A 25,708-nucleotide genomic window follows, 5' to 3' on the forward strand; every position below is an offset into this window, starting at 1 on the left:
GGGCAGGCGTCCCGCCTGCCCTACGTCTATATGGCAGTAAGCCCCCCGCTCCCGAAGCTTCTATTGTTTTAACCAATATGACTGCTGCTATAGCTTTTTACAGGGAGGAAGGGGCTTGACGGGGTAACTCTCTGGGGCTATAATACGGTACATCGACCGAGATTACGGTCTTTTGAATGCTGAGGCAGTGGGCGTTCTGAGCGGTGAATGGCCGGGCCACCTCTAACGCAGGTTTTCGGTGGCCAGATCGTTCCCTGTAAAGAACGGCTTATTTTAAAGTCGCAATGCGGGTTTGGGGTCTATGTTGAAGGGTCGAGCTTTCGTAAAATTGCTGGTGGTTCTGACGTGCGGGATAAATGCTTGCACGCCGGCAGAGGAGGCCCAGAATCAGGTAAGTATTGATGGGGGATCTGTAGGCTATCCTCTCCATCAAGCCATTGCTGAAGAATTTCAAAAGGTCAAACCGGACGCTCAGGTGAGTGTGGCGGCTAGCGGTACAGGCGGCGGCATGAGTAAATTTTGTAACGGACTCATTGACATTGCTGGCGCTTCGCGTCCCATAAAGGAGGAAGAAATAGAAGCTTGTAAAAAAAAGGGCATTGATTTTGTAGAGCTGCCTATTGCTCTAGATGGGATTGCCGTTATTGTCAATCCCAAGAATGATTTTGTAAAATGTTTGACGCTCGGAGAGCTCAACACGATTTGGAACGCTAAAGCCGATGGGAAAGTAACCCACTGGAATCAAGTTAATCCAAGTTTTCCCGACATGAGTATAAAGCTCTACGCCCCTTCCTCTTATACGGGGACATTTGATTATTTCACGCAAGCTGTCACTGGCACAAGCAGAAATAGTCGCACAGACTACACTCCGAGTTACAATCAAAATATCATAGTTCAAGGGGTAGCCGGCGACGTGAATGCTCTGGGGTACGTTGGGATATCGTACTACCTGCAAAACCGAGAGAAGCTGAACCTGGCTGCCGTGGAAAGTCCATCAGGAAAGTGTGAGAAGCCAGTCCCTTTGGACAAAGTTGTCAAAAATGTGTACGCCCCCTTGTCTCGTCCCCTCTTCCTGTATGTCAGCAAGAAAGCTCTAGATAGCAAACCCTCGGTGAGAGAGTTTGTTGATTTCTACATAGAGAATTCTTGGAAATGGGTCGATCAAGTAGGGTATGTCGCACTGCCCGATAAAGTTTACCCCAAAATCAAGCAAAAACTCGCCTCTGGCGAAACCGGCACTAAATTCAAAGACGCCAAACCGGGCGAACCTCTTGCGAACCTTCTTTAAACTCCTTAACTTGAGGGGGATCTCTGGCTAACTTCATAACCCCGCCATCTATCAAGGTCTACCTGTTATGCCAAACACAAATTCTTCTGGGGATGATGAATTCAATCGAGTCAATCGAGGGAGCGAGCGCTCGCTTGAAAAAAGGATGTTTGAAGATATCGGCGAGAAGATTATCGAATTTATCTTATTCTGTTGCGGGTCAGTTTCCGTCCTGACTACTTTTGCCATTATTTTTACTATCTTCCAGGTGAGTTTTGAATTTTTTCAAAAGGTTTCGCTAGCTGACTTTTTTCTAGATTCCAAGTGGACGCCTTTATTTGCCAATAAACATTTTGGCATTGGGCCTTTAATCAGCGGGACTGTGCTGACTACAGTGATTGCCCTGAGCGTAGCCATTCCTTTGGGTTTATCTGCAGCTATCTACTTGAGCGAATACGCTTCACCGAAGCTGGCCGCTATTTTACGTCCGGCGGTAGAACTGCTTGCAGGAGTGCCAACTGTGGTGTACGGTTACTTCGCCCTGCTGTTTGTAACGCCAGTTCTGCGGCAGTTTCTTCCGCTGGAAACTTTTAACGCCTTGAGTGCTGGGTTGATGATGGGTGTAATGATTACTCCTACAGTGGGCTCCATTAGTCTAGACGCGATCCAATCTGTCCCTCGCTCTTTGCGGGAAGGCGCTTATGCCATCGGAGTCACTAAACTGGAAACTATATTCAAAGTTGTCCTACCGGCTGCTCTGTCTGGGATTTTGGCTTCGATTATTCTGGGCATATCTAGAGCCGTTGGCGAAACCATGACCGTTTTGATTGCTGCGGGACAAGAGCCTAAACTGACTGTTAACGCCTTGGAGTCAGTGTCAACGATGACATCTTATATGGCCGAGATAGCCGGCGGAGACAGTCCCCGTGATGGCCTTAATTACAGGACCTTATATGCTGTGGGAGCTGTGCTGTTTTTGATGACTCTGACTTTAAACATCGCCAGCTATTGGCTGGCCAGTCGTTCCAACGAAAAGTACGAGTGAGAGATATTTTGGATGTTGGATGTTGGATTTTGGATTGAGAAACGCTGCAGGGAAGCCTTTTTAGGCTAGGGAAAATACTATCTATCAAAACGTGGCAGGAGAGAGATGGCCAATTCTAAGTTAGCAAACGATTTGCAAGACGAGTCTGAGGAGTTTGAAGAGAATATACAGAAAAGAGAGATCGCCGGCAAAGTCTTTGAGCTTCTCTTCCTGATGGGCTTGGGTGTTGGTTTAGCGGTGCTTGCCATCCTAGTATGGGCGATTTTCAAAGATGGTTGGCAGAGACTGCTGCTGCCAGGGTTTATCACCCAAAACCCCTCTCGGTTTGCCGAGCGAGGCGGCATACTGCCAGCTATTTCTGGCAGTTTGTTGCTCGGTCTATTAGTGATGATCTTGGCCGTGCCGGTCGGTGTGGGAGCCGCTCTGTATCTGGAGGAGTACGCCCCAAAAAATTGGTGGGCTCAGATTATTGAGATTAATATTAGCAATCTAGCTGGAGTCCCTTCCATTGTCTACGGACTGCTGGGCTTAGGTGTTTTCAACTATCTTTTGGGGTTTGGCCCAACTTTGATTTCCGGGGCGCTCACACTGTCCTTGCTGTCGTTACCAGTAATTATTGTAACATCCAGAGAGGCGATTAGAGCGGTTCCCGATTCTTTGCGGCGAGCTTCCTATGCCGTAGGGGCAACCAAGTGGCAGACGATATGGCATCACGTCTTACCTTATGCGATTCCGGGTATTTTAACCGGCGTGATTATTTCCGTTTCCCGCGCCATTGGCGATGCAGCGTCTTTGCTTGTGATTGGAGCGGTGAGCTTCCTCACCTTCAATCCCGGTCTATTTCAGCGCTTTATGGCTTTGCCGGTGCTAATTTACAGCTATATCACTCGCGCAGAGCCAGGTTTTGTTAATGAAGCGGCAGCAACCATCATTCTTTTGTTGGGTGTGATTTTGCTTCTCAATGGCGTGGCTATATACATTCGCCAGCACTTCTCAAGTTTAAAATGAACCACTTTAGGAGGCTGGGAATAACGCAGGGGAAACAGCGTCCAGATGTTTTTTTACTTTTCTTCCCGTTCGCAACCACTTTCAAAGCGTAACTCCAGAGGCCACAATGAACTCTTATAAGCCAGCCCAAGACCAGCAAGATAGCGCGGTTTTTTCCGTGAAAGGGATCAAGGTTTACTACGGTAACTTTATGGCCCTTCAGGAAGTCAATATAGACATTCCCGACCGGCAGATTGTATCTTTCATTGGCCCTTCAGGCTGTGGCAAAAGTACCCTGCTGCGCTGCTTCAACCGGATGAACGATTTCATAACTGGAGCGCGAGTTGAAGGGCGGATCAGTTACCAGGGTAAAAACATTTATGACGGCAAGATTAATCCGGTGAAGTTGCGGCGCAAAGTTGGGATGGTCTTCCAAAGACCGAACCCTTTCTCGAAATCAATCTACGAAAATATTGCCTTTGGCCCGCGTGTCAACGGCTATAAGGGAAATATGGACGAACTGGTGGAGCAGTCGCTCCGTCTCGCTGCGCTTTGGGATGAAGTGAAGGACAAGCTGAGAGCAAATGGAACTGCTTTATCTGGAGGTCAGCAGCAGCGGCTTTGCATTGCGCGGGCGCTGGCGATGAAACCCGATGTCCTGTTAATGGACGAACCCTGTTCGGCGCTCGATCCCATTTCTACCCAGCAAATTGAAGAACTTTGCGTTCAGCTTAAGGAACGCTACACTATCATTATGGTGACGCACAACATGTATCAAGCGTCCCGCATATCAGACTGGACTGCATTTTTCAGCACAGAAATCGATGCCGAAGGCAAGCGCCGGGGGAAATTAGTCGAGTTCAGCCGTACCGAGGAAATTTTCCACTCGCCTCAAACTAAAGAAGCTGAGGCTTATATCACCGGCAAGTTTATTTGATTCCGGCTTGTCAACTTGTAAAAGGCATCTTAGGGCGGTCTGGCTTAATTTATAAGTAGCTGACCGCCAATCAACCAATTCGCACTAAAATAGAATGATTTGGATGAGTGAGTGGCAACATATTGGCAACCGGGGGTTTGACTCGCTCCCGCCGGTTCAGGCTTTTCTTGTTACCGCTTGGCAGGCTATTGGACAGCGGTGCCGGCGGCTAACAGTCAGCCGGTCGAACCGGCATTCTTTGTGGGGCTTTGCGTTCCTGTTTGCGCTCGGACTCAGTTTGAGTGTGGCTCTCACCTCCTGTGGGAGCAATTCCAACTCCGCACCAAAGCCAGACGTAACGCTATCGCTCGTTTCCTACTCGGTTACTCAAGCAGCTTACGAGCAAATTATCCCCAAATTTGTACAAAAGTGGCAGCAAGAACACAGCCAAAATGTCACTTTCAAACAGAGCTACGGTGCGTCAGCTTCGCAAGCGTGTTCCGTCATTGATGGTTCGCAACCCGCCGATGTGGTGCACCTGTCGCTCGCCCTCGATACTGCTAAAATTGTGGGAGCCGGTTTGATTAAACCGGGTTGGGAAAAAAAATATCCTAGAGGTGGCATTGTCACCCGCTCTACAGTGGCTCTCGTTACCCGCGCTGACAATCCCAAAGGCATCAGCACTTGGGAAGATTTGGCCAGAGATGACGTGAGGGTGATTACGCCCGATCCCAAAACCTCTGGCGGTGCGAGGTGGAACTTTTTGGCTTTGTGGGGATATGTAACCCAAACAGGAGGCGACGAAGCTCGTGCGCTGGAGTTTGTCACCCGAGTCTACAAAAACGCCCCCGTGCTCCCCGCCAGTGCGCGGGAGGCTAGCGATCTATTTTTCAAGCAAAATCAGGGAGATGTTTTACTGAACTACGAAGATGAGGTAATTTTGGCGATCTCAAAGGGAGAGAAATTGTCTTATTTCATCCCCCAGGTTAACCTTTCTATTGACAATCCTATCGCCGTAGTGGACAAAAACGCTGACCAGCGCGGCACCAGAGAAGTGGCGGAAGCATTTGTCGATTTTCTTTATACGCCTGAGGCTCAGCGAGAATTTGGTAAGTTAGGATACCGTCCGGTTAACCCTAACGTGGTTGCAGAAGTGTCTGATAGCTATCCCCCAATCCAAACCCTTTTTACCGTTCAAGATTTGGGGGGGTGGGATACCATCCAAGACAAGTTTTTTAAGGAAGGGGCAATTTTTGACCAAATTCAAAGGGCAAACAAGTCTCAAGCGGATTCAGCCTGACCGCACTACTGAGAAACCCGGTTTCTTAAAGAAACCGGGTTTCTGGCAGAAAACCGCTATAAGCTTTATATGTCTATCTGAAATGAGGATTAAGGGTGTATGCCGATTCATTTAATGTTTAAATCCAAAAATGCGGCCCAGAAGCCAAAGCAAGTGAATCCATCGCGGGTGCGGGATCACTTGGCAAATGAGCGCACCTACCTGGCATGGATGCGGTCTGCTATCGCTCTGATGGGTTTTGGGGTCGTCATTGTGCGCCTTCGCGCTTTCCACCCTCCCTTAAGTCCCTATCCAGGCAATAGCTGGAAGTTGGGGTTACTTTTCTCGTTAGTTGGTCTGGTTACAGTTTTGCTCTCAACCGGCCACTACTTTTTTGTCCGTCGCGATATTGAAGAGGATACTTATGAACCAGGAGATCGTTGGGTGACTCTGTTCAGTCTCGCCGTTCTCCTCCTGGGTGCCGGCGTGATTTATTTTATTTTCGCCACCCCCCTGAGCGCAATGAGTCCTGTTATCCCTGAATAATTCCAGGAGAGACGCGACAGATCGCGTCTCTACGAATGCTGGCTTTTTTCGCTTAGCCCCACCTTTCAGGGTGGGGGATATATAGCGGCTCTCAGTTGGATGACGTGCCAGAAACCCGGTTTCTTAAAGAAACCGGGTTTCTCAGTACAAAGGATGAGAAACGATCTAAAACAGGAGACGATCGAATCTAATCAAACAGGGGGCTGTAAACTTGTGGATTAATCAATTTTTGGCATAATTTCCGCAGCCGTTTAACCGGCAGCTCCCAGGTCGCTCTTAGCCGCTAACAGTTGGTTAAGCTGTTGAGTCACAATCGAATATTCAGGGCTTTTTTCAGCAACGGGAGCGGCCCAGTAAGGTGGGGCCACCACCTTACTGACGGCCAACAGCAGCACTGCCAAAACCACTTTCAAAATGGTAAGATTGGCTCTGAAAAGCCTGCGAATCATAAAATTCTGAGCATGGACAGCACTCGCACGACTAGCGGTTTGACCCGCACGCAACATCTGTGGATCGCGGCCATTATCTGGACGCTGGTAGGAGCCGGCCTATTTGTGATGGGACTAGTGTTCTGGTTTCATTTCCCCTATCTGGGATTTTTGGACGCGCCACACCTGACGGGAGGGGCGCTGGCGCTGAGTGCCGGCTTGGTGAAGGGAAAATTGATTCTCGACGGCACTGCCGGTCGGGTGATTGAGCGTGCCGGCACCCTACAGGAGCCCAACCCGTTCAAGAGTGTGTTCCAAATGTTCGGGGCTAAAACGATAGCCCTGATTGTGGCGATGATGACTTTTGGGATCGTCCTGCGGGCTGCCGGTGTTAGCTTTGAGGTGCGGGGCCTGATTTATATCGCCGTTGGCATGGCCTTGCTGTGGAGCTGCCGGCGGTACTGGGCCGCTTCTTTCCAGCCACCGGCTCTCACCGCCGAGGAGTTCTAGCGTGACTCACTGTCAGTCTCAGCTGAAGCTAGAGGAGATTGCCACCCTGGCGCGTTCGATTGGCTGGGGTGCGGCGGATATCCTGGCGCATTACTCTCAACGCGCCGATCTGGTGATTAAACACAAAAAAGAAGGGCCGGTGACGGCGGCGGATCTGGCCGCCAATGACTACATCCTGCAGCAGTTGCGCGTTGCTGTGGGCTCTAGCGACTTTGGCTTTCTGAGCGAGGAGACGTACAGATCCCCAGAACACGGGGCTCACACCCCTATAGACAAACCTTGGGTTTGGATTATTGACCCGATCGACGGCACTCGCGACTTTATTAACCGCACCAGCGAATACGCCATTCACATCGCCCTGGTGCGCGAGGGGCGACCGGCAGTGGCGGTGGTGGTTTTGCCGGAAGCGGGGAAGCTCTACTGGGCCCAGCTGGGTGCCGGTGCCTTTGCCGACACTCGCGACGGCAAGCGCACTCAGCTGCGGGTTTCCGATCGCTCCCGCCTTGAGGATTTGTGCCTAGTGGCTCGGCGCACCGCTCGTGGCGAGCGGCTCAACGAGCTGCTGCACCGGCTCCCCTGCCAAAACCAGCAGTATTTCGGCAGTATTGGCTGCAAATTTGCCGCGATAGCGGAACACCGGGCGGATGGCTACATCTCGCTTTCTGGCAAGTCCGCGCCCAAAGACTGGGACTTAGCCGCGCCAGAGCTGATTCTCACAGAAGCCGGTGGGCGGCTCACCCGCCCCGACGGCACACTTTTGAGATACAACCAGGGGGATGTGAGCCAGTGGGGGTGTTTGGTGGCTAGCAACGGGAACAGTCACGAGGAACTCTGCGCCCAAGTCACCGCAATTCTGGCGCAGGCGGACGGGTAGGGAGATCCGAAGGCAAGGGGTGCCGGCTCTCGTTGCTTTTTCCCGCTCGCGAGCGGCTGAAAGGCACCTCAGCCTTGGATAAAGGAACTGGCGACGAGTTCCGGTTCCTTTTCCAGGCAGCTTGGCACCGGTAGCAGGACAATTATTATCGGTCCAGAGCCCGACGGGACAGGTTCTGCGGGCTCGGCTGCCAGCACCCTAACGCCTGCCCCCCCACCGACCACAGCCGCAGCCTCGGCGTCAGACAGTTCCTCTGACCACAGTTCAGTTTCCTGGCTCATAAAGGTTCTTTTCTTCGAGTGAAAGATATGACTGGATTTGCCTGCTCTCACGTTCTGGCTGCCGGTCAAACCGAGATGGTTTATGGGATGCAGGGTGGCACCGGCGGCAGCGGGGGCGCAGTGGGCCCAAGGCCATAAATCACAGTGTCTATGCCGGCTGGGAGCTGGTAGTTGGCCAGGAGCTGCAAAGTCTCTGCCCCCCCACCGGCCACAGCCGCAGCCTCTCCGTCAGACAGTTCCTCGCACCACAATTCAGTTTCCCGGATCATAAGGGTTCTTTTCTTCTAGTGAAGAATATGAGTTGATTGTGACGCTCGAAAAAAGCATGTATGCTTTAACCAGCATAGCACAGACAGACACAAAGTCTTGCTTATTTATCATTTAATTTACATTTCCCGATTTCAATCCAAAATCCAAAATCCACGCATCAAAAATCAAAAATTGCTATCAGACGTGCGAGTTTGAGTTCCACCGGCTTTCCGAGGAGCACCTGGCTCTGTCTCCTTCTGTGTTTCTACTGAGATATCGGGCGAAAATCTAAGCGGGAGCGAAAAAAGTTACAAAACTTCACATCACAGGCAGCTGAGCGGGCGGCCTTGAGGGCGCGGTGGGTGGCGCTTCAGGGAGACGCCTGACAGGAGGGGGAAGTCAGCCACGGAGAGTGAGGGGTGGCGGTGAGGGCGCTGGCGGTGAGAATCACCTGGCCATTAGGGCCACTCACCCAGCTGGTCGCTTCCACAAGGGGAGTGGGGCCGGGATTGGGGCCGGGATTGGGGGATTCGGGGATTTGGGATGTCCGATCTCCAGTGGGCCGCTCCGTTAGGGCTGCGGTGCGCCAATCTTCCCAGACGGGGCTGTCGCTGAGCGCCTCGTTGGGGGAGACCGGCAAGCCGCCACGTCCGGTGACGGTAAATGTGCTGCCGGTGTCGGCTGGACAGCTCTGGGCTATGAGCCGGGAGGCATCGAGGGGAGCCACCGGCTCTGCCAGCAACCCCTGGCTGGGGTCAGCATCCGGGGTGGTGATTTCCACCACGCCACTGAGCCCGTATTGAGAGCTGGCGGAGATGTGACTGTCGGGGGAGAGAAAGATGCCAGAGGTGGTGATTTTAATATTCCCGCCGTTGCCCCGGTAGGCGTTGGCGGTGATGTCGCTATTTTCCAAGGCGGCTAAAACGCCTGTGCTGACGGTGATGTTGCCGCCATTGCCCCAACCGCCAAGGGTGCCGGCGGTGGCGGTGACCGAGCTGTTGCGGCGCAACTGCAAGGAGTCCTGCAAGAGCAATGTGATATTCCCGCCCTCACCGGAGGCTGTAGCCGCAGTGATGGAGCTGTTGCTGTCCAAAAGGATGGAGTTCGCTCGCACTTCCAGGTCGCCGGCATTTGCTGAACCTGCTGTAGCTCCCACGGTGACGAGCGCCCCATCCCGGAGTGTGAGAGTGCCGGTGGTGAGTGTCAGTTTCCCAGCATTCCCCGCCCCGCGACTGCGGGCAAATAAACCGCTGGAAAAGTTACCCGCCGGGGATTTTCCCGCCAGTTCCACCGAGTCTGTGGCGCTGACGTCGAGCGCTCCCCCCTGACCGCTGCTGCCTGTGCCTGCGCCTGCGCCGATTTGGGCCCCATTGCGAACACTCAGGGAGCCGGTAGAGAGCTTCAAATTGCCAGCGTTTCCGGCACCTAGGGTCTGAGCGAACAAGCCGCTGGGATATTGGCCATCAGGGGTGGTGCCCGACAGTTCCGCAGTCCGGGAGGCTCGGACTGTCAGATCCCCCCCCCTCCCCTGACCGTAAGTTGCTGTTGAGACCTGCGCCCCATCCCAAACCCGCAACGTCTGTGCGGCAATGGTGACGTTCCCGGCGGCTCCGGTCCCTCCATAAGTCGCAGAGGTCAAACTGCTCGGCAGGCCACCGGCGGTGGTGCCGAGCACTTCCACCTCTTCGGCGGTGACGGTCAAATCCCCCCCCTGACCGGCACCGTAAGTCACCGCTGCCACCTGCGCCCCACCCTCAACCCGCAACTCCTGTGCGGCAACTGTCACGTTCCCGGCGGCTCCAGTGCCTTCATTGGTGGCAAACAAACCGCTCGGTCGCCCACCGGCACCAGTGCCGGTCAGCTCCACCGATCTTGCGCTCACCGCCACAGATCCCCCCTGACTGCCGCTAAACGACACCAGGCTGACCACTGCGCCATCTCGAACCCGCAGCTGTCCCGTGGCAATCTCTATTTTTCCGCCAGCACCGGCTCCGTGTGTCTCAGAAAACAAGCCACTGAGCAATTCCTCACCGGCGCTGGTGCCGGTGAGTTCCACCGCTTGTGACGCTTTTACGGTAATGTTCCCCGCCGGAGCGCTGCTAAAGGAGCCCGCGCTGACCTGTCCCCCACCCCGCACCCGCAACCTGCCGGTGTCAATCGCTATGTTTCCGGCAGCGCCGGCTCCTTGGGTTTCTGCATACAAACCGCTGGCAAACAGGCTGCCGGGGCTGGTTCCCGCCAGCTCTACCGATTCGGGCGCGCTAACCGCCACAGTTCCCCCCGGTTCCGACCCCAGGGTGAGCGCTAAAATCGCACTGCCACCGGCAAGGCTGACGCGAGATCCCCGCACTTCGATATTGCCGCCACCCTCGCCGCTGGCATCGAGGGAAGCGGCATTTTCCAGGCGGATATCTTGAAAATTACTGACGCCAGAATATCCTAAATTCCAGCCCTTTTCTGCTGGGTTGAGGCTGACATCACCGGCACCGGCAGCGCTGGCGAGAGCGATCTGTCCGCCGGGGGCGGTGAGGTTCCCGCCATAGAGGGCGATTTCTCCGCCGAGAAGGGCTAAGGTTTGACCGGCACTCACCGCCAGACCGGCGGGCCTGCTCTCCCGAATTGTTGTGTAAGTTTGGGGGTCGAAGCTGATATTATTGCCGGCTCCCCGCACAATAATTATACCCTGATTCCCTGCAAATTGCAAGCCGATGGGGACGCTAATTTCTAGCAGGGGTTTGTCCTGTGCCGGTGTGGCGCTGTAGGTGCCCCCACCGGCAAATTTTACCGCACTGGCTGTGGTTGCTAGAAACGAGCCACCGATGTTGAGGCTAGCAGAGGGGCCAAAAATTATTCCGTTGGGGTTGAGCAGGAATAGATTGGCGGTGCCGTTAGCTTTCAGCTGTCCGTCAATATTGGAAATTGACGTGCCGGTGATGCGGGTGATAATGTTCTGGATATGGGGGGCGCTGTTGAAGTGGGCGGTTGTGCCGGTGGGGAGAGAAAACTGGCTGAAGCTGTGGAAGAGATTGGCACCGGCAGCGGTGCCGCCGGAAATCACCTTGGTGCTGCCAGATGCTGTGACGCTGGAGTTGACCGGCAGGCTGCTATCCGGGACGATTTGCGCCCGCAGCGAGCCGGTGTTTGCCACAGCGCAGAGGGCGAGACTTCCGGCAAGTAGGATGGTTTTATTCCCCAATTTCTTCCTTTTGATAGATGGCATTAGTGTCTTGGATGACTCGAATTTGGGTTTGGCTGTCAGCAGCAGCCGGTGGGGTTAAAGAGGCAGCGACATTGATTCCCCTGTAAGTTAATTAAACTCCATTTCGACAGGACTCTGTTGCCATTTTGGCATTTTTTTCTTTTTGTTTCCCTCGTTCTGAAAGGAGGCAGAGCCTCCTGAGTGGCGTTCCCAGCCTGAGGCTGGGAGCGAGGAAAAAATACAAAATTCAAAATGATTAAAGCCGGCTGGCAATTACGGCGTAGAAGGGGTCGCCGGTGGCACCCAGCCACTGCAAGAAACTGGGTGCGGCGGAGTGGTGGGCAATCACTTCTGGCGGGCTAAATCCGGGCACGGACTGGAAGTAGCTTTTGACGAGTTTGACTCGGCTAGTTTCGGAACTTTCGCGCCACGCCTGGATAGCTTTCTGGTAGAACATCCGGTTGGAAAAGCTGACAATTGCCACTCCGCCGGGTTTGAGGATGCGGTGCATTTCGTGAAAGATGGCATCGGGGTATTGCAGGTACTGGATGGAGACGCAATTGAGCACGGCGTCAAAATCTCCGTCGGGGAGGGGCAATTTGGGGTTTTGGTTGAGGTTCTGGAGGAAATAATGGTTCAGCCGGCGATTTTTGGCGAGTTCTTCTGCATTCATGCCGTGCCCTTCGACGTGGGCAAATTCTATCTCTTCTGGGAGGTGAGACACCCAGCTGCTCATCATGTCGAAGATGCGGGTGTTCGGTTTGAGGCGCTCGCGGTACAGGTTGGTGAGCCGGTCGATGAATCCCTCGTCCACATGGGTGACAAAGCGGGGGAAGGAATAGAACAGGGCATCGTCTGTGTCGTCTAATTTGGTGCGCTGGATGGGTTCAAGCCGCATGAGTGTGAAGAAATGCTAAAAATAATATCTCTTCCATAGTACAGCAGCTGTGAGGGTGCTGGAAAACAGGGAATAGCAGGTGGCAGCTAATTGGGGGTTTTTTATGGTAAAATGGAAGGTTTGATTGTAGAGGAGCAAGAAGAACAGGGGGGCGAGGGGGATAAAATACCGCCCTTGGATGCCTTGGATGGCATCTGCGCCAGCGGGAGTCCAGGTGATATAGAAGAGGGTGAAGATGAGAAAGCTGTTTGTCAGGAGGATTGTAGCGCTGATGGCCTTTTGCCGGCGGGAAATGGCGACATCGTTTTGATGGCTGGATAGGGCAACGGCTACTAAGATTATAGCATAAGACACGACGTGCCAGACGGGCAATTTTGTGTCGATCCATCCCAGTTTGCCGATAAATTGCTCGATATAGTCAAAGCCATAGAGGGCAAAGGTGTTGAAAAGGGCTGTTAAGAAGTTGGCGGGCTGTTCTAAGAGATAAGCGAGCCGGTTGGGGGCGTCTGTTCGCAGGGGGACGTAGATGTGCCGGCTCAGGAAAGACCAGGCGGCTGTGCCGGCAAAACTCAGCAGCAAGATAGAGAGAAAGCTGAGGAAATATTTGGTTTTGCCGGCAAACTTCTTGAGGGGGATTAAGAAAAAGACAAACAGCAGGGGGAAATAGCCGGCTTTTGACAGGGAGAGCAGGAGAGATAGGAAGGAGATTGCTATTATATCAGTTTTTGTCACCGGCTGGTTTTCTCGAAGTGCGGCTCGCAAGCAAAGGGCAACCAGCAAGAAGGAAAGACCATTGGTTATGGCATCGGCGGAAAGGGATGCCGCCTGGAAAAGGGACATGGGAGATAAGGCGAGCAGGAAGAGCAGCCATTTGTAAAGGGGGGCAATTTTGACAGCGAGACAGACGAGCATCGTCCAGAACAGCAGGTTGAACAGCCGGCCTATATAAATGAGGAGGACGGGAGAAAAGCCAAAAAGTCTGCCGGTGGCGATTCCCAGAGCTTGGGGAAAGTAAGAGATGGGGGAATAGATGGCGGCGTTGGGAAAGCGGATAAAGACGCGCCGGTCGCTTGAGAGGGGCAAGTTCAGTACGGCGAGAATATCTTGGAATTTTTGCTTTCTTTCGGGGTGATAGCGGATGTCATTGCTCTTGAGTTTGCGGGCGGTGGTGAGGATGCTTTGCGGGAGCATTCCGCCGACACAAGTTGTTGAGGGGAGATAGGGGTTAAATTGGTGTCCGTAGCAGTCCACTACCTTCTTTTCGGCTAAGAAACCCCCTTCAGATATCTGGAAAGCGCGATAGAAGTGCTGGAACTCCGCCTCCGCTTGGAAAGGGGGAGCGATCAGTAAGAATAGCGCGCCAAAAATTACGGCTATGACAGCGAGGGAAGTTTCAGGGGATTTCCAGAAAAAGGCAAATTTATTGTTCATTCTCGTCTGGGGCGCTGGGTGGACAGGCGGGGGGGACAGGCGGGGGTGGACAGGCGGGGGTGGACAGGCGGGACGCCTGTCCTACGTCTCTATTGGGAGTGCGACCGGCTTCTGCGGGGGGACGTAGCACAGGCGTCTCGCCTGTGCATTTTTCTTACCCATAATAGCGCTGGAAGAGCACAGCAATGGTGAGGGTGGCGGAAAAGAGAGTGTAAAAAGGGATAACTGGAGTGAGGGTTTTCATGTTGAGGCGCACCTTTGGGTTGGAGAGCACCAAGAAGAACAGGGGCGCAAGCGGGAGGAAATATCGCCCTTGAATGCCTTCGATAACCAGTGCGCCTACCGGGTTCCAAGACAGGTACATTAAAATGAACATTAACAGGGAGTTTAAGGCAAAAATGCTGAAAGCCACAGCTTTCTGGATGCCGGTGATCTGTTTGTAGTTGGGCTTTAGCCCCACTGTTTGCAGTTGGGTTTTAGCCCCCGTTTGTAGTTGGGTTTTAGCCCCCGTTTGTAGTTGGGCTTTAGCCCTATCAGTGAGCGCGACATTACTATTCGAGCCGGCTAAAGCTACGATTACCAGCACAGCCATATAAGACCAAATGTGAAAGGCGGGTAACGGCGTATCCAGCCACCCTAGCTTTCCGATGAATTCTTGCAGGTAATCGTACCCGCGCACTGCGAGGGTGTTGAGCAATATGGAGGCGAAGTTTAGCGGTTGGCTGAGAATGAAGCTGATTTGACTGCCGGCTGGATTAAAGGCGTATAAGTGTCTGACAGCATAAGACCATGACAGGGCACCAGTCAGGCAGATTAGCAGCAAAGTGGAGAGCGTGAGGAGGTAGGTTTTTAGATTGCCAAACTTTTTCACCGGCACCCACAAGAACATCCCCACAAAGGGCAGGTAAAGCTGTTTTGACAGCGCCAGCAGCAGGGACAAGCTAAAGATCAGCGCCACATCCCATCGCTCGACAGGTTTATCTTCCTCAATGGCGGATTTGAGAAACACCGCAATCAGCAGATGTGCTAGCCCATTTGTCACGGCATCCGCCGAGAGAGAGGCGGCTTGAAATAGGGACATGGGCGTGAGGCAGATTAGGAATAGCAGCCATTTGCCGGCAGGTGCAATTCTGATAGCTAGATATTCCAAACCCAGCCAAGCCATTAAGTTAAACAATCTGCCGGCGTACATGAGCGCGAGGGGAGAAGCGTGAGCTAGCCTTCCCACGGCGATTGCCAAAGCTTGGGGCAAGTAAGGCACATGAGAGTATAAGGCAGAACCAGGAAATTTGAGGAACGTTCTATCCTGGGGTTCTAGGGGCAATTTGAGCAAGTTAAAAATATCTTGCGGGTTTTGCTTGTTTTGCGGGTGAAAGCGGATGGGTTTGTTGCTCCTGACTGTCGTCAAAAGGCTTGTTGGCAGGAGTCCGCCGACACACATCTCTGAAGTGAAGTTGTTGGTGTAACCGGCACACTCACCGGCACGTTTCTGCGCGACTATGTGCCCTTCTGATATCTGGTACGCTCGGTAAAAGTGCGCCTGTTCGTCGGGGACTTGGAATGGGGGGGTGAGGAACAAAAATATTAGGCCAAAACATAAGCCTATCGCGAGAAAAGCTGTTGCCGGTGAGCTGAGAATTTTAGGTTGTTCCATGTTATATTAGGGGGTTTTTACCGCCAAGACGCCATAGACGCGCTTTCTCGGCTTCCCGCAGGGTAGAGCGCCAAGAATATTGCTGGATTATACCAGGTGTTAGCGCACCTCAACGCGGCAGGTGCCGGCGAGGGGGGCGGCGAAGTTGCCGGTGGGCTCATAAATCCAAGCTTTGATGTCGTGCCGGCCTTTTTCGAGGGCATCGCTGCTAAAATTAACCGACCAGCCGGCGTTTATGTGGGCGCGGTTATTGAGGGCTTTGGCAACATCGGGTCTGGGGGTGCCGGTTTGGGTGATTGCCAGAGGTTTACCGTTTGATGTTATAATAACCCAGACTTTTTTGCCAGATTTCACAGCTGCCCATCCGTAAGCGGAGATCGCATCTCCCTGTCTGAAAAACTTCTGTTCAGCTTGTGAGTCTAGATGCCCCATGTAGCCCTCAGTCTTGCCACGGAATTCTATCCCTTTTAACTGGGATACGTCAATCCAGGGGAGTTCCCTCACCGACGGATCGAGGAGGTTGTGGGAAGTCAGGTTTACTGCTATGTCGGGTTGGAATAGCAGGGGGTTGCTGATGGCAAAGCTGAAGGATTTGACTCGACCGGCTAATTCCCCCCGGAAGAAAGACTGCGCCTCGCTATCACTCGCAGGTAAGTGGCTGACTGTCACCCCATTTTCCGAGTTTCCAGGAAGAATTCGGTAATCCCGCCGCAATCCGCCCAGATAAGTGACTCGCAGCATCACCGGCGGAACTCGGAACAATGTTTTGTAGATTTTGCCGAACAGGGTATACTGGAACTTGATGCCGACGCGAATGATGAATCCGTCACCTGCTTCTAGGGATTTCGATTGATTCCACTTCATAGAAAAGGTCCTGCCGGCAACTCCTGGCGCACAGATGCCAGACTGTCGCTTTTCCAAAACCATCAGGTTGGAAACCGCCGGCATGCTGATGAAATCGGGACTCTCTGGAGACAGCCGGTAGTTGCAGAAAACCTGGAAAAAGGTGGAGGGTTCGTCAAAAAACGGATGCCTGCCATCCACTGCCAAAAAGTTGTATAATATATAGTCTGGCGGCTGGCTGGCTAAACTTTGCCGGTTGGCTTCATCCAGGAACGTTGTGTACGCCGCTTGGGACTGAAATATCGGTCGGGGCTGCCAGTTCAAGCGGTTTGCCGGCACCAAGGATATCTCCCAAGGAATGATATCCACTGTCTTATTCTGTAACACCCCCACAACTCTCTCAGGGAGCTTGACTTTCTGAAGATTCGCTTGACTTTTGGCATTCAACGCAGCCTGAAGTTCCCTCAAATCCCAGAGAAAAAATGCCTTTTGCGCCACGGCGGCGGGTGCCAGAGGTCTGGACATATTGCCGGTGAGCAGTTCTGGAATGATCTGGGAGTAGTAGTGATAGTGCGCCGCCGCTAAGACGAGGGCGTAGATGTGAATCACATAGGATAACCTTTGCACCCATTCTTTGCGAATTTTAAGCGCACACAGGGAAACAATCAGCGGAACGCAAAAGAAAAATCTCAGGACGTGCCCCCCTTGGCGGACAAATCCATGCTTGAAATCCAGGAGCAAAATTAGGGCTATCGCTGCTGCAAAGCTGGGATTCCCCTGTCGCGCTATTATAAATAGGAGTGCTGCGATCAGCGCAATTTCCGAGAGGGCGAGTCCTAGCTCCAAGGGGGAGCCAACAATACTCATGGCGCTGGAGTAACCAGAGGTAATTTCCAGATAGCCTCTCAGATAAGACAGCAGGGAGGGAGAAGAAAAGACGGTTGCGCCGGCGAGGCAAATCCCGTAAACTAGATAGAATCCCAGCCAGCCGGCAGCGCTTGAATTTAGATCGCCCCTGAGGAATTTCCCACCGGCTTTCCAAATCACCCCGCCAACCGCCGCAGCGAATACGAGACAAGCGACTGTCTTCCCCAGACTTAGCCAATAATTCGGCCCTAAAAAGATAAAGGCAGTTGTCCCACCGGCGAGCGCTGCGTCTGCGAGGGCGAAACAGCTAACCCTTAAATCTGACCTGGATTTAAAACAGGTATAGATATAGGCGGATAGAAATAGCAGCAATGAGACAGCGGTGAATGGCCCAAGGGAAACTTTGGTGTGGGCTAAAAAGCCGGCGAGCGCCCCAAGTCCCGCCGCCCACCACCTGATTGAGCCCGAGCGCAAAATCCTGTCAGAAGACAGCAATATTATAAAGATAAACAGGATCTGGTACTCTGTCTGGCAAGCCTCGTACTCATCCGATATCAGATAGGGAAACAGCACGCTAAGCGCCAGTGAGGCTTTTTGCAAAACTGTCTCGCTCCTGCCTATCTCCCACAGAGCCAGCCCAAATAATACGGTGTGGACAGCAACCCGAAAAGCGACGATTGGGAAGAAATTCTCATCGAGCGCCGCTCCCCGAATCAGATATCCCAAAGAGCCATAAGTAAATATAATGTCTTGCCCAAAGATAGCCCTGTCCGCCGCCAGCCGGCTAATCGCATATTTCCACGACGGATCTAGCCCTGTGGATATCCCCCTAGGAAACGGCAGAAATGCAATGAAGCAATAGCCGGCGGCAATCAGCCACGCCAGAGAGAGGCTCCATTTTTTCAATAACTCAAAGCTATCCGATTGTTTCATCAGTCCCAGTTTTCCAAGATTTTGTGAGCCGGAGTTCGGGGGACATTTGTCACATCATAGTTGATGGCGGCGAGAAGCGACTGAAACCCCAGAATAACCGGCAGAGACGCCAGCATCACTGTGCCGCTGGTAGCCGGTATCCCCCGGCTGATGCTCAAATACCAATTATACACCCCAAACGCCGATCCCGCCGCAATCAGGGTGACGCCGGCAATCAGCTCAACCGAGCCGATGTTAAAGTCCCGCAAGAAGTAATTGTAAAAGATCCGCTTGCAAAAGCGGTTCAGGTATTTCCCCGGAAAGGCGAGGAGAACTCTGCCGATTTTGAGATTGCTGGCTTCACTACCATACTTGGCTGCCATTGGCAAGTCGCACACCACAGCGCGAACGGTGCTCAACCGGAATAGCATATCACTTTCAAAGAAATATCGCTTATCAATTTTATGCAACGGCAGCCTTTTCAAGACACCGGCGTGAATGGCGGTGTAGCCATTGGTTGGGTCCATAATGTCCCAGTAACCGCTGGCCATTTTACTGACAAAAGACAGGCCGGCATTGCCCACCAGCCGCAACTTAGGCATGGACACCAATAAATCGGGGTCGAAAAAGCGATTTCCTTTGACATAATCCGCTATCCCGCCGGCAATCGGTTTGACAAACCGGGGAATCAGCGCCGGCTCCATTTGTCCGTCCCCATCAATTTTAACAATAATTGTCGCCCCATCCGCCAGCGCCTCCCTGTATCCAGAAATCACAGCACCCCCCACACCCTGGTTAGTGCGGTGAAAAATAACTTTAACTCGCGGATCTTTACAGTTGCTCTCGACGTAACCGCCAGCACCCTCCGGACAAGCATCATCAATCACATAAATCTTCCCCACTGCCGGCGGAATCTGTGCCAGCACGTCCAAAATCTCTTTCCTAACCCTAAAACAAGGAATCACCACAGCAATTTTTGCCTGCATGCCTGCACCTCTACGCGGGAGTCCTGTTTTTGTCACGTTTCCAAACGCTCACCAGAAACAGGGGAAAGATATTCCAAAACAGCGGCACAAACGTGCGGCGGATTTGCTTGAACCCGCAAGACTTGATATAAGATTCGACTTGAGAGCCGGTGTGGTAGTGGTCCGGTGGCTTGGTTATCCCAAAGACTTTCCGCAAGCCGGTGTAGATAAAGTTCTCTGTGGGTAAAGAAGTCAGCAGAACGCCATCCGGCTTCAGCCAGTTGCGCAGCGCACTCACCGGCACCGAAAGATCCTGAAAGTGTTCCAGCACATCGGCGGCGATTATCGCATCAAAAAACTCTGCCGGCAGCTTGACATTCGCAATATCTTGCTGTATAATATTAACATTGGTCAGCTGATACTTCTCAATAACCTTCCGAGCCTCTGTGTCTTCCAAATCGAGGAAGAAGACGGTTTTGAACTGCCGGCTGAGCGTCGGGAGGAATACGCCCCCCCCGCCGCCGAAATCCAGGCAGGACTCTTTCTGAACCGGCAGGCGCTGCAGGTGAAAGTGAATCAGCTTCAATCGCATCCAGAAGACTTGCCGCACCGACCAGTATTTAGAATAGTACAGGGTGGGAACCCTATCGGAGTCGGTGGCAATTTCCTGGAGGAAGTCTGGCTCTATCTCAATAAACATAAACGCTTCCGGTGGTGCTCTGGCGAGCTATGGCGATCGTTGGGGTGAGGGCGGCCACGGGGGGCACTGGTGTCAACTTAAGCTGTGTCCCGTAGTCTCTGGGCGGTTGAAACCGCAGCTATACAGACAAAACCCGCCTGCGCGGGTTTTAAAATTATAGCTGTTCTCTTAAGTCCGCCTTCGCGGACTTCGTTTGTCGCAGTGAGTTTCAAGAGACTGTTGGCGTGCTTGATAGGGGGTCTGACCCCACCCCCAACCCCTCCCCGTTAACGGGGAGGGGAGCTTTCTGGGAACCCTTGTCTTCCCTTCCCTTGTCTTTCCAAAGAAAAAAAATCCGCCAATTTTGAGAGTCTCGCTCCATTCTTAGCCCGCGAAGGCGGGCTTCGTCTGTGTAGCCGCGATTTCCAATCGCCAGGAACCTGGCCAACCAGCCAGAGGTCTAACCCCTCACGGATTCGCCAACAGCTTCTTTCAATCGCCGGGGGCTTAAGTTGACACCAATGCCACGGGGGGCCGCCCCTACGGCTCTGGGGGAATGGAATGAGACTGTTGGCGAATTAATGGGGGATTCTACCTTTAAACAACTATTAAGGCAGTTTATCACTCTACCGGCAGCATTTCGATAAAAACGAGTTCCGGACGGCACAAAAATCTCAGCCTGGGCGCATAACCCCGCTCCATCCCGATACCGCGCGACACCACCAGGGTGCGGTTTCCGGGGAATTCCGTCACACCGGCAGCCCACTGGCGGGGCACTTTGGAAAAAGTAATAATAGGCCCAATAAAAGGAAGCCGCACCTGTCCCCCGTGGGTGTGACCGGCAACGAGCAAATCAGCGCGGATATCGCTCAGCGCGAAGTCTGGCGCGTGCCCGAGAGCAATGTGAAATCCAGCGCATTCCGCAACCCGCAACTCACGATTTCTGGAAGCGCCCAGGGTGAGCCCCGTGACGCACAGTTCGGGCAGCTTTACGGTTGTGGTTTCCGGAAATACCGTCACCGGCAGCCCCGCAAAATTCTGCGGCCAGTTTTGGGGTTCGATGTGCTTCTCAACATCTCCGCCAACCGCGTACACGCCCAGCGGCGCACTGAAATTAATTTCTTTGAGGAAAGCATTGAACTGTTGGCGCAAAACTTCCCGCAGCTGACTGTTAGCCAGCTGCAAATAATCGCCGGCGAGAAGCATTATGTCTGCCTTTTCCGCGACGGCTTTGCGCAGGGAGTCCCGCTGGTACTCGCCCCAAACGTCTGTCTGGAAATCAGCGATGACAGCGATTTTTAAAGGGTGTTCCAGTTTGGGCGATTTCAGCTGAATGCGAGACACTTCCAGCCAGTAGGGTTCGATGAAAAAGGCGTCGATTGCAATCGCCCCCAGGAGGAAAGCGGCTACAGCGCAAGCAATCGCCACCCCTCTAAACTCCCGCCGCCAGATAAGGGCAATGCCGGTGAGGACAATAAAGCCGTGCAAGAATACCCCATAGCTTAACAGCCGGAGGAAGCCGAAAAGACTGAACAGACCTATCTTCAGAGCCACAGCGGCGACAATCCCAGCCAAGGCTAGGGGAAAGAGGATGGCTCGCGCAACCCTTCCTGGTTTGTGCCGGCGCACAATCGAAAGCGCCGCCAGATCGAGCGCTATCATAATCAGGTTGTAGAGAAGAGTTTGGAGAGTTGACTTGTCTATAAACATATTAGGAAATACCGCTCAAAAAGTCTGGCAATCCACCCACTCTATCCCAATTTTGAATTTTGGATTTTGGATGTCCGGATGCATGGATGCATGGATTGAGCCCCCGGACAGCGCATTCCAGGCACCCTGCGGGAAGCCTGCGTGCCCGGGGGGAACGAGGAAGATTTATATAGCAGTATTTACTGAGATTAGGACAAAAAGGACAGGCGGGACGCCTGTCCTACGCCTTATATTCATAGGACAGGGGTAGGGCAGACGTTCCCTTCAACCTCAAGCTCTAATGTCCTAAACTGACTGCCTGCTGCGATATCTGTCCCTGCGGGAGAGAAGGCGTAGGACAGGCATCTTGCCTGTCCCATGCCGGTCGCCCACTAAAAAATAAGGGTTCTGAGAGAATTTCAATTCTCCCAAAACCGCAACATACAGCTCCAGCTGTTAAAAACTGTCTAACCGGAGTCTATCTAACAGTCCCTCAAGCGGGCACTGCAATCCGAGGGCCGCCGGCCATCACGGAAGCGTCAACAGCATCGGTGAACTGCTGGAAGTTGCTGATAAACATCTCGGCCAGTTTCTTGGCTTGGGCGTCGTAAGCCGCCGGATCGCTCCAAGTCAGGCGGGGCTTGAGCACCTCGCTGGGCACGTCGGGGCAGCTGTCTGGCACCATGAAGCCGAAGATCGGATCTTGACTCATGGACACGCCATCGAGAGCGCCATTAAGCACCGCATTCAGAAGAGTGCGGGTGTACTGGATGGACATCCGGTGGCCCACTCCGTAAGGGCCGCCCGTCCAGCCGGTGTTCACCAGCCAGACTTTGGCGTTTTGGTTGGCAACCCGCTCTCCGAGCAAGCCGGCGTAGACGCTGGGGTGGAGGGCCATGAACGGTGCGCCGAAGCAGGCGCTGAAGGTGGCTTGTGGCTCGCTGCCCATTCCCCGCTCTGTGCCGGCCACCTTGGCGGTATAGCCGCTCAGGAAGTGGTACATGGCCTGCTCTTTATTGAGCAGAGCGATCGGCGGCATGACGCCAAAGGCATCTGCCGTCAGGAAGATGACGTTCTTGGGATGGTTGCCGACGCCGGTGTGGCTGGCGTTGGGAATGTGAGACAGGGGATAAGCGGCGCGAGTGTTTTCCGTCAGGCTCTCGTCGTCCAAATTCAGGCGTCGCGTCAGCGGGTCAATCGCCACGTTTTCCAGCACCGTGCCGAAACGGCGAGTGGTGGCGTAAATTTCCGGCTCCGCTGTCGCTGACAGGCGAATCACTTTGGCGTAGCAGCCGCCCTCGAAGTTGAAAATCCCCTCGTCACTCCAGCCGTGCTCGTCATCACCAATCAGGGTGCGGTGCGGGTCCGCTGACAGGGTGGTTTTGCCGGTGCCCGAGAGCCCGAAGAAGATTGCCGTGTCCCCATCCGGGCCGATATTGGCCGAGCAGTGCATGGAGAGCACGTGTTTGTGCGGCAGCAGATAGTTGAGGATGGTGAACACCGATTTCTTGATTTCACCGGCATAGCTCGTACCGCCAATCAAAATCAGCCGGCGGGCAAAATTGACGATCACGCAAGCTTCCGAACGGGTGCTGTCCAATTCTGGCACGGCGTGGAAGTTGGGCACGTTAATAATGGTGAAGTCGGGAACGAAGCCGGCTAGGTCTTCATGGGGCGGCTGGATGAACATGTTGTGCGCGAACAGGTTGTGCCATGCGCTCTCCGTGATCACGCGCACCGAAATCCGGTAGTTGGGGTCCGCGCCGGCATAGCAGTCCTGAATAAAGAGATCCCGTCCTTGCAGGTAAGCCAGCATCCGGGCGTACAGACTCTCGAAGCGCTGAGCCTCGAACGACTGGTTGACTTTGCCCCACCAGATTTCTCCTTCGCTCTCTGGCTCGCGGACGATAAATTTGTCATTGGGTGAGCGCCCCGTGTACTGGCCCGTGCGCACCACCAATGGCCCCAGGTGGGAAATAAACCCCTCGCGGCGTCGGGCGGCTTCTTCGTAAAGAGCTGGAGTGGATAGATTCCAGTAGAGATTGCCAGTATGTACAATCCCGTGCCGGTCCAGACCGTAGTTGCTCTGTGTCATAACTAACTCCTTGGGCTGCTATTGCAGCACTCTTTTTGGTGAAACCGTAGGTAACGCTTTTTTTGTTGCCCGCGCTACTAGATTTATTGTGCGCTCGGTTTTACGAAAGTGCCTTTTTCTTTGGCTTTTATTTAGAATTGCTCTCTCGTTTGCCCTTTGAAACATCCCCGCACTAAATTTTATTTTTTCTTTCGGCGGCTGAGCGCCTCTCACTTTATGGTATCCAGTAGAATGTTTGATCTTGCGCACCTTTTTTCTGAACCGCCCGCTGAAAGCCGGCTCAAACTTTAACAACCTCAATATTGTCTATTTCTGTGCCGGTTGCAGGTACTTGCCGAACGCAAGCACACTGTTATCTATGATACAGTTTTTCCCCGTTGCGCCCGCCCAAGCCTCGCCGGATCGAGCGCTAGCACCCTCAGCCGGCTCCCGATCCGTGCCGGTTGCGCATACTTGCCGAACTTAAGTAGACTTTTAATACAGTTTTTCCCCAGAAGCGCCCGCCCCAGTCTCGCCGGCTGAAACTTTAACAACCTCAATATTGTCTAATTGCGTGCCGGTTGTAAATAGCGAGGAGGGGTGTTTAGCTTGTCCCTGGCGCTTCAATAATTTTAGAAAAATTTAAGGTTATTTGCCACTAAAAAAAGCCAGATAAATGCTAGGGCGGCGTCAAGACCTGACTGTTCTTCCCCGAGCCTGCGAACGTTTGTGCTAACGACCATCGCCCGCTGCCATTTATTTCTGTTGTGAGTGTTCAGCCAACAGATGTATGATACTGTGGAACGTTTTTTTGCTCTGACTGCTGCTGGCGCACTCCCCCCCTCGAAGCAAGAAGAAACAAACAGCAAGGAAGAAAGAACAAGGAGGAAAGGTTCTCCCCCGCCCCCGCATCCGAGCGCGAGAGCGCCCGCGTTCGGCAAGGCACTCCCTTTCTCCCCCTCGCCACAGCCCGCCCCCCACAGCTCGGACTGCCGGCTGCCGGTCAGGCTGCAGTACCACAAACAGAGACATCTGTCAAGAAAAAACCGGCACGCCGCCGGCGGGGCCACCGGACCGCACCCGCAGCAAACAACTATATATTAGGTGTGCGTCACCGGCACCGCTCCCCCCACGACACCTGTTTTGAGCCCCACCGTTTGTAGTTGGGCTTTAGCCCCACCGGTTGCAGTTGAGCGCCGGCCCCACCGGCAACTTTACTTATGCCGAGCCGCCTGCCGGTTAAAATTGTATTCGGCTCCTTTGAGCGTCCGGGGGGAGGAATCCCCTATTGTCCCGGAGAGTTCCCAATCAGGAGGGTAAGGACTGTGCTAGCAAGAAGAGACGGCAGCGAGAAAGAGCTTTATGCCGTTTATTATGTCGTGTACGGCTCTCTGGCAGGAGAAGACCAGTTAGTTAAGGAGTATTTCTGGGCGGGGCCCTATGGGGAGCTAAAAGCTGCAGTGAATAAGGCTCAAGAATTGATGATTTCGCACGATAATGATAGCTCATTTGTGGTTAGGAGATATAAGCCATAGTGGGGGCCGGGATTGGGGGATTGGGGGATTGGGGGATTGGGGGATTGGGGGTGCCGGCGCGGGTTCAACCGGCGTTTTCTGGCGGCACCCGCCGGCTGCAAAAAATCAACCCGCTCGGTTTTTTTGTGGGAAGTGGCTGGCAATCTCATCGGTATTCGCCGCCATGATAAAATCGTTGCGGTGCAGCCCGCGAATGGCGTGAGTCCACCAGATCGCCGTTACTTTTCCCCACTCAGTGAGTAAAGCGGGGTGATGCCCTTCTGCCTCCGCCAGCTCGCCGATGCGGTTTGTGAAGGCTAGCGCCGTTTTGAAATCTGAAAATTTATAGGTGCGCTCCAGGCGCGGCACTCCATCTCGCTCTACTATTTTCCAGTCGGGAATCTGAGGTTTGAGTTGAGCAATCTCTTCCTCGGTTGCCCTTGGCGCGTTCTTGTGGCAGGCTGTACACTTTTCTTGTGCGAGAGTTGCCACTGTTGCCATAGTTGCCTTCTCCTTCGCTCGCAGAGATTAAGCTGTTCTATTTCTAAAGGTTGTGGTTTGTACACGACATCCCCCTCAGGGAAGATTTCTGCCGGTGAGA

The 25,708-nt window shown here is 53.4% G+C and carries 22 protein-coding genes; 9 read left to right on the forward strand and 13 right to left on the reverse strand.

The features are described 5' to 3' along the window. Window positions 1-301 precede the first annotated feature (301 nt). From OSC10802_RS0137180 to OSC10802_RS0137205, 6 genes are all read left to right on the forward strand, one after another. Window positions 302-1,288, forward strand: a complete 987-nt coding sequence (locus OSC10802_RS0137180; RefSeq protein ID WP_017721833.1) for a PstS family phosphate ABC transporter substrate-binding protein — start codon at window positions 302-304, stop codon at window positions 1,286-1,288. Window positions 1,289-1,355: 67 nt separating this feature from the next. After that, window positions 1,356-2,312 carry a phosphate ABC transporter permease subunit PstC gene (gene pstC, locus OSC10802_RS0137185; RefSeq protein ID WP_026099136.1) on the forward strand — a complete coding sequence of 319 codons (957 nt, stop codon included), beginning with the start codon at window positions 1,356-1,358 and terminating at the stop codon, window positions 2,310-2,312. A gap of 105 nt (window positions 2,313-2,417) precedes the next feature. Then, window positions 2,418-3,320 carry a phosphate ABC transporter permease PstA gene (gene pstA / locus OSC10802_RS0137190; RefSeq protein ID WP_017721835.1) on the forward strand — a complete coding sequence of 301 codons (903 nt, stop codon included), beginning with the start codon at window positions 2,418-2,420 and terminating at the stop codon, window positions 3,318-3,320. A 106-nt stretch (window positions 3,321-3,426) separates the two neighbouring features. Further along, entirely contained in the window at window positions 3,427-4,236 is an 810-nt protein-coding gene (gene pstB, locus OSC10802_RS0137195) for a phosphate ABC transporter ATP-binding protein PstB (protein ID WP_017721836.1), read from the forward strand. Between the two features lie 94 nt (window positions 4,237-4,330). After that, window positions 4,331-5,515 (forward strand): sulfate ABC transporter substrate-binding protein, encoded by a 1,185-nt coding sequence (locus OSC10802_RS0137200; RefSeq protein ID WP_017721837.1) that lies wholly within the window; start codon window positions 4,331-4,333, stop codon window positions 5,513-5,515. 99 nt (window positions 5,516-5,614) lie between these two features. After that, window positions 5,615-6,040 (forward strand): YidH family protein, encoded by a 426-nt coding sequence (locus OSC10802_RS0137205; RefSeq protein WP_044172800.1) that lies wholly within the window; start codon window positions 5,615-5,617, stop codon window positions 6,038-6,040. A gap of 251 nt (window positions 6,041-6,291) precedes the next feature. Here the strand turns inward: OSC10802_RS0137205 and OSC10802_RS0137210 are convergent, their stop codons facing one another. Beyond that, a complete protein-coding gene (locus tag OSC10802_RS0137210) occupies window positions 6,292-6,489 on the reverse strand; it encodes a hypothetical protein (RefSeq protein WP_017721839.1) in 198 nt (65 codons plus the stop codon). 12 nt (window positions 6,490-6,501) lie between these two features. Between OSC10802_RS0137210 and OSC10802_RS0137215 the strand changes: the two genes are divergently transcribed. Beyond that, the gene (locus OSC10802_RS0137215; RefSeq protein ID WP_017721840.1) at window positions 6,502-6,978 is read left to right on the forward strand and encodes a hypothetical protein; all 477 of its coding nucleotides are present in this window, start codon (window positions 6,502-6,504) and stop codon (window positions 6,976-6,978) included. A gap of 1 nt (window position 6,979) precedes the next feature. After that, entirely contained in the window at window positions 6,980-7,852 is an 873-nt protein-coding gene (locus OSC10802_RS0137220; RefSeq protein ID WP_017721841.1) for a 3'(2'),5'-bisphosphate nucleotidase CysQ family protein, read from the forward strand. A 68-nt stretch (window positions 7,853-7,920) separates the two neighbouring features. Here OSC10802_RS0137220 and OSC10802_RS0137225 read toward each other — a convergent pair whose 3' ends face one another. From OSC10802_RS0137225 to OSC10802_RS0137275, 11 genes are all read right to left on the reverse strand, one after another. Continuing rightward, window positions 7,921-8,133 carry a hypothetical protein gene (locus tag OSC10802_RS0137225; RefSeq protein ID WP_017721842.1) on the reverse strand — a complete coding sequence of 71 codons (213 nt, stop codon included), beginning with the start codon at window positions 8,131-8,133 and terminating at the stop codon, window positions 7,921-7,923. 80 nt (window positions 8,134-8,213) lie between these two features. Next, a complete protein-coding gene (locus OSC10802_RS0137230; protein WP_017721843.1) occupies window positions 8,214-8,402 on the reverse strand; it encodes a hypothetical protein in 189 nt (62 codons plus the stop codon). Between the two features lie 350 nt (window positions 8,403-8,752). After that, window positions 8,753-11,602: a two-partner secretion domain-containing protein gene (locus OSC10802_RS0137235; RefSeq protein WP_026099138.1), complete on the reverse strand. Its 2,850-nt coding sequence runs from the start codon at window positions 11,600-11,602 to the stop codon at window positions 8,753-8,755. A 235-nt stretch (window positions 11,603-11,837) separates the two neighbouring features. Continuing rightward, the gene (locus tag OSC10802_RS0137240; RefSeq protein ID WP_017721845.1) at window positions 11,838-12,479 is read right to left on the reverse strand and encodes a class I SAM-dependent methyltransferase; all 642 of its coding nucleotides are present in this window, start codon (window positions 12,477-12,479) and stop codon (window positions 11,838-11,840) included. Window positions 12,480-12,494: 15 nt separating this feature from the next. Continuing rightward, entirely contained in the window at window positions 12,495-13,910 is a 1,416-nt protein-coding gene (locus OSC10802_RS0137245; RefSeq protein WP_017721846.1) for a DUF2142 domain-containing protein, read from the reverse strand. Between the two features lie 154 nt (window positions 13,911-14,064). After that, on the reverse strand, window positions 14,065-15,564 hold the full coding sequence (locus OSC10802_RS0137250; protein WP_017721847.1) for a DUF2142 domain-containing protein: 1,500 nt from the start codon (window positions 15,562-15,564) through the stop codon (window positions 14,065-14,067). Between the two features lie 99 nt (window positions 15,565-15,663). After that, window positions 15,664-18,207, reverse strand: coding sequence for a hypothetical protein (locus tag OSC10802_RS0137255; protein ID WP_017721848.1), 2,544 nt, complete (start codon window positions 18,205-18,207; stop codon window positions 15,664-15,666). Then, on the reverse strand, window positions 18,207-19,172 hold the full coding sequence (locus OSC10802_RS0137260) for a glycosyltransferase family 2 protein (RefSeq protein ID WP_017721849.1): 966 nt from the start codon (window positions 19,170-19,172) through the stop codon (window positions 18,207-18,209). The genes OSC10802_RS0137255 and OSC10802_RS0137260 overlap by 1 nt, the downstream gene beginning before the upstream one ends. A gap of 10 nt (window positions 19,173-19,182) precedes the next feature. Beyond that, the gene (locus OSC10802_RS0137265) at window positions 19,183-19,851 is read right to left on the reverse strand and encodes a class I SAM-dependent methyltransferase (RefSeq protein ID WP_017721850.1); all 669 of its coding nucleotides are present in this window, start codon (window positions 19,849-19,851) and stop codon (window positions 19,183-19,185) included. A gap of 600 nt (window positions 19,852-20,451) precedes the next feature. After that, window positions 20,452-21,540, reverse strand: coding sequence for a metallophosphoesterase (locus OSC10802_RS0137270; RefSeq protein ID WP_026099139.1), 1,089 nt, complete (start codon window positions 21,538-21,540; stop codon window positions 20,452-20,454). 472 nt (window positions 21,541-22,012) lie between these two features. Then, a complete protein-coding gene (locus OSC10802_RS0137275; RefSeq protein WP_017721852.1) occupies window positions 22,013-23,614 on the reverse strand; it encodes a phosphoenolpyruvate carboxykinase in 1,602 nt (533 codons plus the stop codon). A gap of 1,304 nt (window positions 23,615-24,918) precedes the next feature. On the opposite strand from OSC10802_RS0137275, the gene OSC10802_RS0137290 reads away from it, so the two are divergent. After that, window positions 24,919-25,128, forward strand: coding sequence for a hypothetical protein (locus tag OSC10802_RS0137290; protein ID WP_155969242.1), 210 nt, complete (start codon window positions 24,919-24,921; stop codon window positions 25,126-25,128). Window positions 25,129-25,233: 105 nt separating this feature from the next. Here the strand turns inward: OSC10802_RS0137290 and OSC10802_RS0137295 are convergent, their stop codons facing one another. After that, the gene (locus tag OSC10802_RS0137295) at window positions 25,234-25,608 is read right to left on the reverse strand and encodes a 4a-hydroxytetrahydrobiopterin dehydratase (protein ID WP_017721856.1); all 375 of its coding nucleotides are present in this window, start codon (window positions 25,606-25,608) and stop codon (window positions 25,234-25,236) included. Between the last annotated feature and the right edge of the window lie 100 nt (window positions 25,609-25,708).

The organism is Kamptonema formosum PCC 10802 (assembly GCF_000332335.1).
In the GTDB taxonomy this organism is placed as follows: domain Bacteria; phylum Cyanobacteriota; class Cyanobacteriia; order Cyanobacteriales; family Oscillatoriaceae; genus Oscillatoria.

Excerpts from the sequence above, each read along its gene's own strand:
- OSC10802_RS0137180 (WP_017721833.1), top strand. The coding sequence starts at position 302 with ATGTTGAAGGGTCGAGCTTTCGTAAAATTGCTGGTGGTTCTGACGTGC.
- pstC (WP_026099136.1), top strand. The coding sequence starts at position 1,356 with ATGCCAAACACAAATTCTTCTGGGGATGATGAATTCAATCGAGTCAAT.
- pstA (WP_017721835.1), top strand. The coding sequence starts at position 2,418 with ATGGCCAATTCTAAGTTAGCAAACGATTTGCAAGACGAGTCTGAGGAG.
- pstB (WP_017721836.1), top strand. The coding sequence starts at position 3,427 with ATGAACTCTTATAAGCCAGCCCAAGACCAGCAAGATAGCGCGGTTTTT.
- OSC10802_RS0137200 (WP_017721837.1), top strand. The coding sequence starts at position 4,331 with ATGATTTGGATGAGTGAGTGGCAACATATTGGCAACCGGGGGTTTGAC.
- OSC10802_RS0137205 (WP_044172800.1), top strand. The coding sequence starts at position 5,615 with ATGCCGATTCATTTAATGTTTAAATCCAAAAATGCGGCCCAGAAGCCA.
- OSC10802_RS0137210 (WP_017721839.1), bottom strand. The coding sequence starts at position 6,489 with ATGATTCGCAGGCTTTTCAGAGCCAATCTTACCATTTTGAAAGTGGTT.
- OSC10802_RS0137215 (WP_017721840.1), top strand. The coding sequence starts at position 6,502 with ATGGACAGCACTCGCACGACTAGCGGTTTGACCCGCACGCAACATCTG.
- OSC10802_RS0137225 (WP_017721842.1), bottom strand. The coding sequence starts at position 8,133 with ATGAGCCAGGAAACTGAACTGTGGTCAGAGGAACTGTCTGACGCCGAG.
- OSC10802_RS0137230 (WP_017721843.1), bottom strand. The coding sequence starts at position 8,402 with ATGATCCGGGAAACTGAATTGTGGTGCGAGGAACTGTCTGACGGAGAG.
- OSC10802_RS0137235 (WP_026099138.1), bottom strand. The coding sequence starts at position 11,602 with ATGCCATCTATCAAAAGGAAGAAATTGGGGAATAAAACCATCCTACTT.
- OSC10802_RS0137240 (WP_017721845.1), bottom strand. The coding sequence starts at position 12,479 with ATGCGGCTTGAACCCATCCAGCGCACCAAATTAGACGACACAGACGAT.
- OSC10802_RS0137245 (WP_017721846.1), bottom strand. The coding sequence starts at position 13,910 with ATGAACAATAAATTTGCCTTTTTCTGGAAATCCCCTGAAACTTCCCTC.
- OSC10802_RS0137250 (WP_017721847.1), bottom strand. The coding sequence starts at position 15,564 with ATGGAACAACCTAAAATTCTCAGCTCACCGGCAACAGCTTTTCTCGCG.
- OSC10802_RS0137255 (WP_017721848.1), bottom strand. The coding sequence starts at position 18,207 with ATGAAACAATCGGATAGCTTTGAGTTATTGAAAAAATGGAGCCTCTCT.
- OSC10802_RS0137260 (WP_017721849.1), bottom strand. The coding sequence starts at position 19,172 with ATGCAGGCAAAAATTGCTGTGGTGATTCCTTGTTTTAGGGTTAGGAAA.
- OSC10802_RS0137265 (WP_017721850.1), bottom strand. The coding sequence starts at position 19,851 with ATGTTTATTGAGATAGAGCCAGACTTCCTCCAGGAAATTGCCACCGAC.
- OSC10802_RS0137270 (WP_026099139.1), bottom strand. The coding sequence starts at position 21,540 with ATGTTTATAGACAAGTCAACTCTCCAAACTCTTCTCTACAACCTGATT.
- OSC10802_RS0137275 (WP_017721852.1), bottom strand. The coding sequence starts at position 23,614 with ATGACACAGAGCAACTACGGTCTGGACCGGCACGGGATTGTACATACT.
- OSC10802_RS0137295 (WP_017721856.1), bottom strand. The coding sequence starts at position 25,608 with ATGGCAACAGTGGCAACTCTCGCACAAGAAAAGTGTACAGCCTGCCAC.